The sequence below is a fragment of the Kluyvera intermedia genome, assembly GCF_021440345.1.
Taxonomy (GTDB): Bacteria; Pseudomonadota; Gammaproteobacteria; order Enterobacterales; family Enterobacteriaceae; genus Kluyvera; species Kluyvera intermedia_A.
Map to the genome: position 1 here is coordinate 1 of NZ_JAKCNS010000129.1, position 11578 is coordinate 11578.

10 protein-coding genes and 1 pseudogene are annotated in these 11578 nt (G+C 51.5%); 10 read left to right on the forward strand and 1 reads right to left on the reverse strand.

Features of this window, described 5'->3' with window-relative positions; translation table 11 throughout:
• Window positions 1–129: 129 nt before the first annotated feature.
• The 4 genes from LZ634_RS21930 to araH all read left to right on the forward strand — a co-directional run bounded on the left by LZ634_RS21930 (window position 130) and on the right by araH (window position 4541).
• Window positions 130–687 carry a DJ-1/PfpI family protein gene (locus LZ634_RS21930; RefSeq protein WP_234508850.1) on the forward strand — a complete coding sequence of 186 codons (558 nt, stop codon included), beginning with the start codon at window positions 130–132 and terminating at the stop codon, window positions 685–687.
• 302 nt (window positions 688–989) lie between these two features.
• Window positions 990–1970, forward strand: coding sequence for an arabinose ABC transporter substrate-binding protein (locus tag LZ634_RS21935; RefSeq protein WP_234508851.1), 981 nt, complete (start codon window positions 990–992; stop codon window positions 1968–1970).
• 61 nt (window positions 1971–2031) lie between these two features.
• Window positions 2032–3546, forward strand: coding sequence for an L-arabinose ABC transporter ATP-binding protein AraG (gene araG, locus LZ634_RS21940; RefSeq protein WP_234508852.1), 1515 nt, complete (start codon window positions 2032–2034; stop codon window positions 3544–3546).
• A gap of 14 nt (window positions 3547–3560) precedes the next feature.
• Window positions 3561–4541 (forward strand): L-arabinose ABC transporter permease AraH, encoded by a 981-nt coding sequence (gene araH, locus LZ634_RS21945; RefSeq protein ID WP_234508853.1) that lies wholly within the window; start codon window positions 3561–3563, stop codon window positions 4539–4541.
• A 150-nt stretch (window positions 4542–4691) separates the two neighbouring features.
• Here araH and uspC read toward each other — a convergent pair whose 3' ends face one another.
• Window positions 4692–5111 (reverse strand): universal stress protein UspC, encoded by a 420-nt coding sequence (gene uspC / locus LZ634_RS21950; protein WP_234508854.1) that lies wholly within the window; start codon window positions 5109–5111, stop codon window positions 4692–4694.
• 793 nt (window positions 5112–5904) lie between these two features.
• Here uspC and flhD point away from each other — a divergent pair.
• The 6 genes and pseudogenes from flhD to cheW all read left to right on the forward strand — a co-directional run bounded on the left by flhD (window position 5905) and on the right by cheW (window position 11327).
• Window positions 5905–6255 (forward strand): flagellar transcriptional regulator FlhD, encoded by a 351-nt coding sequence (gene flhD, locus LZ634_RS21955; RefSeq protein ID WP_234508855.1) that lies wholly within the window; start codon window positions 5905–5907, stop codon window positions 6253–6255.
• Entirely contained in the window at window positions 6252–6836 is a 585-nt protein-coding gene (gene flhC / locus LZ634_RS21960; RefSeq protein WP_234508858.1) for a flagellar transcriptional regulator FlhC, read from the forward strand. Before flhD ends, flhC begins: the two co-directional genes overlap by 4 nt.
• 122 nt (window positions 6837–6958) lie before the next feature.
• Window positions 6959–7852: a flagellar motor stator protein MotA gene (gene motA / locus LZ634_RS21965; RefSeq protein ID WP_234508856.1), complete on the forward strand. Its 894-nt coding sequence runs from the start codon at window positions 6959–6961 to the stop codon at window positions 7850–7852.
• Window positions 7849–8775, forward strand: a complete 927-nt coding sequence (motB, locus tag LZ634_RS21970; protein WP_234508857.1) for a flagellar motor protein MotB — start codon at window positions 7849–7851, stop codon at window positions 8773–8775. The genes motA and motB overlap by 4 nt, the downstream gene beginning before the upstream one ends.
• 4 nt (window positions 8776–8779) lie before the next feature.
• Window positions 8780–10801, forward strand: a pseudogene (cheA, locus tag LZ634_RS21975) (chemotaxis protein CheA).
• A 22-nt stretch (window positions 10802–10823) separates the two neighbouring features.
• The gene (gene cheW, locus LZ634_RS21980; protein ID WP_052283483.1) at window positions 10824–11327 is read left to right on the forward strand and encodes a chemotaxis protein CheW; all 504 of its coding nucleotides are present in this window, start codon (window positions 10824–10826) and stop codon (window positions 11325–11327) included.
• The last annotated feature ends 251 nt before the right edge of the window (window positions 11328–11578 follow it).

Sequence of the window (11578 nt, forward strand, 5' to 3'; positions counted from 1 at the left end):
AATTTGTTTTAGATCATTTTTGATTGAGGCCGGCAAGAGGATTATGTTCACGCTATTTTAGCATGTGCAAAGTTCCCTCCGTTTTGTCATCCTGGGGGACTATATTGATATGAATTTACAGGAGTTAAAATGAAACAGGTTGCAGTATTGCTGGCCCCTGGTTTTGAGGAAGGGGAAGCGATTGTCACTATCGATATTCTGCGTCGTCTGCATATCGGTGTCGAACTGGTTTCGTGCGCGGAATCTCGTGCGGTTGTGAGCTATCACGACATTCCGATGGTGGCGGACGCAACGTTGGCAGAACGTCTCGATACCCTGTACGACGCGGTTGTGCTGCCGGGTGGCCCGCAGGGAAGCGTCAATCTGGCGGCAAATCCCGATGTTATTAAATTTGTTGCGGCACATGATGCTGCCAATAAACTTATTTGCCCAATCTGCTCTGCTGCCGCGCGCGTGCTGGCAGGGAATGATTTGCTCAAAGGACGCCGCTACGTCTGCTCAGGTGATTTATGGCAGGATGTGAAAAATGGCGAATACGTTGATGCACCGGTTGTTGAAGACGGCAATCTGTTAAGCGGCAAAGGTTTTGGTCATGTTTTTGATTTTGCGTTTACCGTTGCGGCACGTCTGTTAGGTAACGAAGAGCCGGTACGCGAACACGCCGAGCATATTTATTACCGCTGGTAGTTCCTCGTTTGACCCGACGTCCAGGATATTTCAACGATGAATGGATATATCCTGGCGACTCATTGGCGCGAATTGTCAGACAATTTGCGCTTCTCGATATGTAATTATCTGCTGAATCTATGCATCACTTTACTGTAATTCTGCGGTGTGATGCCGCTCTCTAATGGATAATCAATTCCGGGCTATTAATGTTTCAACAACGTTAACGCTGTAAGTCAATCAGCTAATACTTTGTTTTATGTCTAATTAAATCAATTGTCTGATTTTCCCTACATAAAAGAACATTAAGGCTGGAGTTAACCATGCACAAATTTACCAAAGCGTTGGCGGCCATCGGGCTGGCGGCGGTTATGTCACAATCAGCTATGGCTGAAAATCTGAAACTGGGCTTTTTAGTGAAACAACCGGAAGAACCCTGGTTCCAGACGGAATGGAAATTTGCCGATAAGGCGGGGAAAGATCTCGGCTTTGATGTGATTAAAATTGCCGTTCCCGATGGTGAAAAAACGCTGAATGCCATTGATAGCCTGGCGGCAAGCGGGGCGAAAGGTTTTGTTATCTGTACGCCTGATCCGAAACTGGGGCCGGCAATCGTGGCGAAGGCGCGAAGCTATGACATGAAGGTCATCACCGTCGATGATCAGTTCGTCAATGCCAAAGGTAAACCGATGGATACCGTGCCGCTGGTGATGATGGCGGCAAGTGAAATTGGGGCTCGCCAGGGACAGGAACTCTATAAAGAGATGCAAAAACGCGGCTGGGATGTGAAAACCACAGGCGTGATGGCGATTACCGCAGACGAACTGGATACCGCACGTCGTCGCACCACGGGCTCGATGGATGCGATTAAAGCCGCAGGCTTCCCGGAAAAACAGATCTACAAGATCCCGACCAAATCTAATGATATCCCCGGCGCATTCGATGCCGGTAACTCGCTGCTGGTTCAGCACCCTGAAGTGAAGCAGTGGCTGATTATCGGTATGAACGATAACACCGTCCTGGGTGGCGTGCGTGCCACGGAAGGTCAGGGCTTTAAAGCGGCCAGCGTGATTGGGATTGGTATCAACGGCGTGGATGCGGTCAACGAACTTTCAAAAGCACAGGCGACCGGATTCTTTGGCTCTCTGCTGCCAAGCCCGGATATTCACGGCTATAAAACCAGCGAGCTGCTGTACAACTGGGTGCAAAAAGGCGTAGAGCCGCCAAAATTCACCGCAGTCACTGACGTTGTGCTGATCACCCGCGACAACTTCAAAGAAGAACTGGCGAAAAAAGGCCTCTGAGTCCTGATGGTTCTCCTCCCGCCAGGCGGGGGGAGAAGGATAGCTGATTGTGGAGGTTGCCATGCAACAGTCTGCCCCTTATCTCTCTTTCCACGGCATTTGCAAAACGTTCCCCGGCGTAAAAGCGCTGTCCGATATTAGCTTCGATTGCTATAGCGGCCAGGTGCATGCGTTGATGGGCGAAAACGGTGCCGGTAAGTCGACGCTGCTGAAAATACTCAGCGGCAATTATTCCCCGACTTCTGGCTCGCTTGCACTGCGTGGAGAAGAGATTTCTTTTGCTGATACCACCGCGGCGTTGAACGCGGGTGTCGCCATTATTTACCAGGAACTGCATCTTATTCCGGAGATGACCGTCGCCGAAAATATCTACCTCGGGCAGTTGCCGAGCCGCGGCGGGATCGTTAACCGGTCACTACTGAACTATGAAGCACGTCTGCAGCTTGAACATCTGGGATTGGATATTGACCCAGATACCCCGCTGAAATATCTCTCCATTGGCCAATGGCAGATGGTGGAAATTGCAAAAGCGCTGGCGCGTAACGCGAAGGTTATTGCCTTTGATGAGCCTACCAGTTCGCTGTCTGCGCGCGAGATCGATAACCTTTTCCGGGTGATCCGCGAGCTGCGCAAGGAGGGACGGGTGATCATCTATGTCTCGCACCGCATGGAAGAGATCTTCGCAATCAGCGATGCCATCACGGTATTTAAAGATGGCCGCTATGTTTGCACCTTTGACGATATGCAGGAAGTCAGCCATGACCGCCTGGTTCAGGCGATGGTTGGGCGTAATATCGACGATATTTATGGCTGGCAGCCGCGTGATTACGGCGAGGAGCGGCTGCGTTTGGAGCAGGTGAAAGCGCCGGGAGTGCGCACGCCTATTTCACTGTCGGTGCGCAGCGGTGAAATCGTCGGCCTGTTTGGGCTGGTGGGAGCCGGGCGAAGCGAGCTGATGAAAGGGATCTTTGGCGGCACGAAGATAACCGGCGGCGAGATTTATATCGACGGCCAGCGAGTCACAATTGATAAACCTGCGCAGGCCATCCGTGCGGGAATGATGCTGTGCCCGGAAGACCGTAAAGCCGAAGGCATCATTCCGGTGCATTCGGTGCGCGACAATATCAACATCAGCGCCCGGCGCAAACATATTCGTGCTGGGTGCGTTATCAATAACGATTGGGAAGCGACCAACGCCGATCACCATATCCAATCGTTAAATATTAAAACGCCGGGAGCGCAGCAGTTGATCATGAATCTCTCCGGCGGAAATCAGCAAAAGGCCATTCTTGGGCGCTGGTTGTCGGAGGATATGAAGGTCATTTTGCTTGATGAGCCGACGCGCGGGATCGACGTGGGGGCGAAGCATGAAATTTATAACGTTATTTACACGCTGGCGACCTCCGGTGTGGCCGTACTGTTTGCCTCAAGCGACCTGCCGGAAGTATTGGGCGTTGCTGACCGCATCGTGGTGATGCGTGAAGGTGAAATATCCGGCGAACTGCAGCATGAGAGCGCTAATGAACAGCAGGCGTTGAGCCTGGCAATGCCTAAAGTCAGTCAGGCTGTCGCCTGAGTAAGGAGATTACGATGTCATCTGTTACTACACCTGGCGCCCGCAGCTCATCGCTGAGCTTAAGCCGTATCTGGGATCAATACGGCATGCTGGTCGTCTTTGCCGTGCTGTTTATCTGCTGCGCCATTTTTGTGCCGAACTTTGCTTCTTTTATTAATATGAAGGGGCTTGGACTGGCGATTTCGATGTCGGGGATGGTCGCCTGCGGGATGCTATTTTGTTTGGCCTCTGGAGACTTTGACCTCTCGGTCGCGTCGGTTATCGCCTGTGCGGGGGTGACGACGGCAGTGGTGATTAATGCCACCGAAAGCCTGTGGATCGGCGTATTTGCCGGTCTGCTGCTCGGCGCAGTGAGTGGGTTGATTAATGGTTTCGTGATTGCGCGACTTAAAATCAATGCGCTAATTACGACGCTCGCCACCATGCAGATTGTGCGTGGCCTTGCCTACATCATCTCCGATGGGAAAGCAGTAGGGATTGAAGACGAACGCTTCTTTGCCCTCGGTTACGCCAACTGGCTTGGCCTGCCGGCGCCAATCTGGCTGACGGTCGGGTGCCTGATTATCTTCGGTCTGCTGCTGAATAAAACCACCTTTGGTCGCAATACGCTGGCGATTGGCGGTAATGAAGAAGCGGCACGGCTGGCTGGGGTACCGGTGGTGCGGACCAAAATTATTATCTTTGTTCTCTCTGGTCTGGTCTCTGCGGCTGCCGGGATCATTCTGGCGTCGCGTATGACCAGCGGCCAGCCGATGACCTCGATTGGCTATGAATTGATCGTCATCTCTGCCTGCGTATTAGGGGGGGTGTCGCTGAAAGGGGGGATTGGTAAAATCTCTTATGTCGTGGCCGGGATCTTAATTCTGGGTACCGTCGAGAATGCGATGAACTTACTCAACATTTCGCCATTCTCCCAGTACGTGGTACGTGGGTTGATTCTGCTGGCCGCGGTAATTTTCGACCGCTACAAACAGAAAGCGAAACAGAGTGTCTGAATAGCCTGCCAACGCCGGGGAGTTATCCCGGCGTCTTTGTCCCCGATGCCAGATAAGGTATGGGCGCACAAATAACGATGTCACCCGGTCAGGCCAGGACGCCGCCGGGAATTCCCTCCGACGCTTCAAACCAGCTGGTTTATCGTTTTGTTACAATGTCACTAATAATACGTCTACGCCACTATTGCCGACGATGTTTTTTGCCGAACAGGTTGCGCGCGAAAAGAAGCTTTGGTTATGGTTGCCGCAGATAACCAGGTCGACTTGATGGTTCTGGCAGAATGCTTTTACGTGATCGCACAGTTCACCGGAGGCGATTTGGCTTTTCCAGATAGGGTAGTCGGCACCATCGGCCAGGGTTTGCAAAAACTGCAGAGTCTCTTCGTGCATCAATTCACGCAGGCTCTCCATCATCGGCGCGGCCAGCTGATTATACATCTCGGGATCGGTGGCGAGCGTAATCATGCTGACGCGGGCATTTTCAGGTCGCGCAATAGCAACGGCTTTCCTTAGCAGTTCATGGCTTTCTGGCGTGGGCGCTACGGCCACTAAAAGATGTGAGTAAGACATCAGACCTCCTTGCTTGAAAAATACACACACTATCTTTCATCTCTTACTCTTTTTACGTCAGGCTCGCAAGAGTTAGACGGAATATCGCTGCTTATAACTTAATCTAATACATAAGCAAATTTTATGCGAATGATTGTGCGAAATTTAGACGGAATGCATAAGCATACGCGGATATATGATGTAATCAAAATATCGCATAAACATTTAATTTATGCTGAATTAATGTTAATCAAAAGTAAATAACATGCGAATTAATTTGTGATGAATGTCGTGATGTTTCAATTTATTGAATTTGCGATGAATTTTGTATATCAGATGAAAGTATGATCTGTGATAATTTTTTCGCAGATGACTTCACTAAAGTCGCAAAATCGAAATGATAGTTTAATAATTTCAGTGAATGAATATCCGTTAGGGTGGAATAAAACGCCGCTTTAACTGCTCGTTTATTGGTCAAAATACAAAGGGGACTGATAGATTGAGGCCAAAAATACGATATGATTTTGTGATGAAGATCACATAAATTTCAAATTAACAGTGAAGTAACATTGTATGTGTCACATCTGGCGAGTAAAGTTGCGTCGAATTAGGAAAAATCTTAGTAAATTGTAAGAAATGGTTAGAGTTGTCGGGTCATAAGTGAAATCACAACCCGATAATGACGCAGAAAGATTTGCCTGATTGGCCATGCATTTCGACCGATTCATTTTTTTATCGGGCCTTGCCCGACGACATCACGGGGTATGCGGTTTGACTGCATAAAAGTACTAATTGGTTATTCGGGATGGGGAAAATGCATACATCCGAGTTGCTAAAGCACATCTATGACATTAATTTGTCTTATCTGCTTCTTGCACAGCGTTTGATTGGTCAGGATAAGGCTTCTGCTATGTTTCGCCTCGGTATCAACGAGGAGATGGCAAAAGTCCTCAGGGAGCTGACGCTTCCGCAGATGGTGAAGCTGGCGGAAACTAACCAATTGGTTTGTCAGTTCCGCTTTGATAACGCCCAAACCATTACCCGCCTCACGCAAGAGTCACGCGTTGATGATCTGCAGCAGATTCACACTGGTATTCTGCTCTCCACCAGATTGCTGAATGAAGCCAGCGGCTCAGGCGAACCAGCCCGTAAGAAAAGGGCCTGACGATGAGCGAAAAAAGCATTGTTCAGGAAGCCCGCGATATACAGCTTGCGATGGAGCTGATTACGCTGGGTGCTCGTTTGCAGATGCTGGAAAGTGAAACTCAGCTCAGTCGTGGTCGTCTGATTAAACTCTACAAAGAGCTGCGGGGCAGCCCGCCGCCGAAGGGAATGCTGCCGTTTTCCACGGACTGGTTTATGACATGGGAACAGAATATCCACTCCTCCATGTTCTGCAATGCCTGGCAGTTCTTACTCAAAAGCGGTCAATGCTCTGGCGTTGATGCCGTGATTAAAGCTTACCGTCTCTATCTTGAACAGTGTCCTCAGCAGGACGAAGGGCCACTATTAGCCCTGACTCGCGCATGGACTCTGGTCCGTTTTGTTGAAAGCGGACTGCTTGAACTTTCTAGCTGCCATTCCTGTGGCGGCAATTTTGTGACTCATGCACACCAGCCAGCGGGTAGCTTTGTCTGCAGCCTGTGCCAGCCTCCATCACGAGCAGTAAAAAGACGTAAACTTTCCAGCGATCTTGCCGATAGTAATCCACAACTGCTGGATGAACAGATAGGGCAAGCTGTTTAACCCCACGTAACGTGGATTAAACACTCCAGCAGCGGTCTTCAGGCCGCTGCTTTTTTTTACCCATAATTGGGTGAAATACCTCATCTGTCTCCTCTCTTAGTCAACAGTGGAAGGATGATAGCGTGCTTATCTTAATAGGTTACCTGGTTGTTTTGGGGACAGTTTTCGGCGGTTACATGATGACCGGCGGACACCTTGGGGCACTGTATCAACCGGCTGAGCTGATCATTATCGGCGGGGCGGGGGTCGGCGCATTTATCGTGGGTAACAACGGTAAAGCCATCAAGGGGACGATGAAGGCGCTGCCTTTGCTGTTCCGCCGCTCGAAGTACACCAAAAGCATGTATATGGACCTGCTGGCGCTGCTTTATCGCCTGATGGCCAAATCGCGCCAGCAAGGGATGTTTTCGCTGGAACGGGATATCGAAAATCCGAAAGAGAGCGAAATTTTTGCCAGCTACCCGCGTATCCTGGCCGATTCGGTGATGCTCGAATTTATTGTCGATTACCTGCGACTGATTATCAGCGGCAACATGAACACCTTCGAGATTGAAGCGCTGATGGATGAAGAGATCGAAACCCATGAAAGCGAAAGTGAAGTCCCGGCTAACAGCCTGGCGCTGGTGGGGGATTCACTGCCGGCGTTCGGTATCGTCGCGGCGGTCATGGGGGTGGTGCACGCGCTGGGGTCAGCTGATCGTCCGGCGGCGGAGCTCGGGGCGTTGATTGCCCATGCGATGGTGGGGACATTCCTCGGTATTCTGCTGGCTTACGGCTTCGTTTCGCCTCTGGCCAGCGTCCTGCGGCAGAAAAGCGCGGAAACAACCAAGATGATGCAGTGCGTCAAAATCACGCTGTTATCCAATCTTAACGGCTACGCTCCGCCGATCGCCGTCGAATTTGGTCGTAAAACACTTTACAGCAGCGAGCGCCCATCGTTCATTGAACTGGAAGAGCACGTACGCGCAGTGCGTAACCCGGCAGGCCAGCAGCAAACGACCACCGAGGACGCATGAAAAACCAATCGCATCCCATTGTCGTCGTCAAACGGCGTAAGCATAAATCACACGGCAGCGCGCATGGGTCGTGGAAAATTGCTTATGCTGATTTTATGACCGCAATGATGGCGTTCTTTCTGGTGATGTGGCTTATCTCTATCTCCAGCCCAAAAGAGCTTATCCAGATTGCCGAATACTTCCGTACGCCGCTGGCGACCGCCATTACCGGCGGGCCGCGGATGGCGAACAGCGACAGCCCGATTCCCGGTGGCGGCGACGATGTGACCCAGCAGCAAGGCGAAGTGCGCAAGCAGCCGAACATTGATGAGCTGAAAAAACGGATGGAAGTGAACCGTTTAAAGCGTATTCGCGGTGAGCTGGATCAGCTGATTGAGGCCGATCCCAAACTGCGTGCGCTGCGTCCGCATCTGAAGATCGATCTGGTGCAGGAAGGGCTGCGTATCCAGATTATCGATAGCCAGAACCGTCCTATGTTTAAAACCGGTAGCGCCGAAGTTGAACCGTATATGCGCGATATTCTGCGCGGTATTGCCCCGGTACTTAACGAGATCCCGAATAAAATCAGTCTTTCCGGCCATACTGATGATTACCCGTACGCGACGGGTGAGCGTGGCTACAGCAACTGGGAACTGTCGGCGGATCGCGCCAACGCCTCGCGTCGCGAGCTGGTGGCCGGTGGGCTGGATGACGGCAAAGTTTTACGCGTAATCGGGATGTCAAACTCGATGCGCCTATCGGCACGCGGCGGCGGCGATGCGATTAACCGTCGTATTAGCCTGCTGGTGCTGAATAATCAGGCTGAACAGGCCATTCTCCATGAGAATGCCGAGAGCCAGAATGAACCTTTAAGCGTATTACAGTCGCCGAATGCCTCTTCAGCAGCGGCTGACACTACGCCGCCACAACCCGACTCGAGGTGATAGCGTGAGCATGGATATCAGCGATTTTTATCAAACATTTTTTGATGAGGCCGACGAACTACTGGCCGATATGGAACAGCATCTGCTGAACCTGGTGGTGGATGACCCTGACGCTGAACAGCTGAACGCGATTTTCCGCGCGGCGCACTCGATTAAGGGCGGGGCCGGCACGTTTGGCTTCACTATTTTGCAGGAAACCACGCACCTGATGGAAAACCTGCTGGATGAAGCCCGGCGTGGCGAAATGCAGCTTAACACCGACATTATCAACCTGTTTTTGGAAACCAAAGATATTATGCAGGAACAGCTCGACGCCTATAAAAGCTCCACCGAACCGGATGCTGCCAGCTTCGAATATATCTGCAATGCCCTGCGCCAACTGGCGCTGTAGGCAAAAGGCGAAAGCGTCCCACCCGTCGCTGGCAACGCCCGACTGAGCGTGGTGGCAAATAGCCCGCAACAAGACGCGGATGACGTGCAGACTCCGGTGGAGAGCGGTAAAACGCAGATTATGCTATCTCGCCTGAAGTCAGGTGAACCGGAGATGCTGGAAGAGGAGCTGGGCAATCTGGCAACCTTAAGCCAGGTCAGTAAAACGGCTGACTCGCTGACGGCAATTATCGATGGCGATGTGAATCAGGACGACATTGTTGCCGTGCTGTGTTTCGTCATTGAGGCCGATCAGATTGAATTCACCACTGTTTCGGCGGTGGCGGAAGCCGAGCCGATGGTTGAAGAAGTGGTTGCCGCACCGGTCGAATTACCGTTTGCGGCAGCAGTGAACAGTTCAGTACCGGTTGCGCGAGTTGAACGTGAAAAACCGGCGGCACGCAGCAGCGAATCAACCAGCATTCGCGTGGCGGTTGAGAAAGTCGATCAGTTGATTAACCTGGTCGGTGAACTGGTTATCACCCAGTCAATGCTGGCGCAGCGCTCAAACGCACTCGACCCGGTTTCTCACGGCGATTTGATTACCAGCATGGGGCAGCTGCAACGCAATGCCCGCGACCTGCAGGAATCGGTGATGTCCATCCGTATGATGCCGATGGAATATGTGTTCAGCCGTTTCCCACGTCTGGTGCGTGACCTGGCGAGCAAGCTGGGCAAACAGGTCGAGTTGACGCAAATTGGTAGCTCAACCGAGCTCGATAAGAGCCTCATCGAACGCATTATCGATCCGCTGACCCACCTGGTGCGTAACAGCCTCGATCACGGTATTGAACTGCCGGAAGCGCGTCTGGCGGCGGGCAAATCGGCCGTCGGTAATCTGATCCTCTCCGCAGAGCATCAGGGCGGCAATATCTGTATCGAAGTGACCGACGACGGCGCCGGGCTTAACCGTGAACGCATTCTGGCTAAGGCGTTATCGCAGGGGATGTCGGTCAGCGAAAGCATGACCGATGAAGAGGTCGGGATGCTGATTTTTGCCCCTGGCTTCTCCACCGCTGAGCAGGTGACTGATGTCTCCGGGCGCGGCGTGGGTATGGACGTGGTGAAACGAAATATCCAGGAGATGGGCGGCCACGTTGAGATTAAATCCAAACAGGGTGCAGGCACCACCATCCGCATTCTGCTGCCGCTGACGCTGGCGATCCTCGATGGAATGTCGGTGAAGGTGAGCGAAGAGGTGTTTATTCTGCCGCTAAATGCGGTGATGGAATCCCTTCAGCCGCGTGAAGAGGATCTGCATCCTCTGGCGGGCGGCGAGCGCGTACTGGAAGTACGTGGTGAATACCTGCCGTTGGTCGAACTGTGGAAAGCATTCGAAGTGCAGGGGGCGAAAACTGAAGCGACGCAGGGCATTGTGGTTATTCTGCAAAGCGCCGGTCGTCGCTATGCGCTGCTGGTCGATCAGTTAATTGGCCAGCATCAGGTCGTAGTGAAAAACCTGGAGAGCAACTACCGCAAGGTGCCGGGTATTTCGGCGGCAACCATCCTTGGCGACGGCAGCGTCGCGCTGATTGTCGATGTCTCCGCCCTGCAGGGATTGAATCGTGAAAAACGTCTGGCGAACACAGCCGCCTGAAACGCAGAGAAAAGGTAAAAACATGACCGGTATGACGAATGTAACAAAGCTGGCGGGTGAACCGACAGGACAAGAATTTCTGGTATTTACGCTGGGTAACGAAGAGTACGGCATTGATATCCTGAAGGTACAGGAGATCCGCGGCTACGATCAGGTCACGCGTATTGCCAACACCCCGGCGTTTATTAAAGGCGTAACCAATCTGCGCGGGGTGATTGTACCTATCGTCGATCTGCGGGTGAAATTCAGCCAGGAAGACGTTGAGTACAACGACAATACGGTGGTGATTGTCCTTAATCTCGGCCAGCGTGTGGTTGGGATTGTGGTCGACGGCGTGTCGGATGTTCTGTCGCTGGCATCAGAACAAATTCGTCCGGCACCTGAATTTGCTGTCACTCTGTCGACGGAGTACCTGACCGGGCTCGGCGCCCTGGGCGACCGAATGCTGATTCTGGTCAATATTGAGAAATTGCTCAATAGCGAAGAGATGGCACTGCTCGATAGCGCTGCTAGTCACGCGGCCTGATAAACATCAAAATATAAAGCTCATCATGAGTACATGATGAGCTTTAATTAAATACGAAATGCAGAAATATTTATCGTTTGAAAGCGATAATTCTAAATTTTGTGCGCTTGATACGAACCAATTTGGCAATTTTAATACCCCCTCGCTCAATTCTCAGTTCCCTCGGAAATAAATTATTAAAAAATATATTCATGTTGTGAATGTATGATTGTTAAATATTCATTGGCATATATATTTCATTCGAATGTTAA

What these genes read in the sequence shown, in the direction of transcription:
- LZ634_RS21930 (WP_234508850.1), top strand. Translation starts at nt 130, where the DNA reads ATGAAACAGGTTGCAGTATTGCTGGCCCCTGGTTTTGAGGAAGGGGAA.
- LZ634_RS21935 (WP_234508851.1), top strand. Translation starts at nt 990, where the DNA reads ATGCACAAATTTACCAAAGCGTTGGCGGCCATCGGGCTGGCGGCGGTT.
- araG (WP_234508852.1), top strand. Translation starts at nt 2,032, where the DNA reads ATGCAACAGTCTGCCCCTTATCTCTCTTTCCACGGCATTTGCAAAACG.
- araH (WP_234508853.1), top strand. Translation starts at nt 3,561, where the DNA reads ATGTCATCTGTTACTACACCTGGCGCCCGCAGCTCATCGCTGAGCTTA.
- uspC (WP_234508854.1), bottom strand. Translation starts at nt 5,111, where the DNA reads ATGTCTTACTCACATCTTTTAGTGGCCGTAGCGCCCACGCCAGAAAGC.
- flhD (WP_234508855.1), top strand. Translation starts at nt 5,905, where the DNA reads ATGCATACATCCGAGTTGCTAAAGCACATCTATGACATTAATTTGTCT.
- motB (WP_234508857.1), top strand. Translation starts at nt 7,849, where the DNA reads ATGAAAAACCAATCGCATCCCATTGTCGTCGTCAAACGGCGTAAGCAT.
- cheW (WP_052283483.1), top strand. Translation starts at nt 10,824, where the DNA reads ATGACCGGTATGACGAATGTAACAAAGCTGGCGGGTGAACCGACAGGA.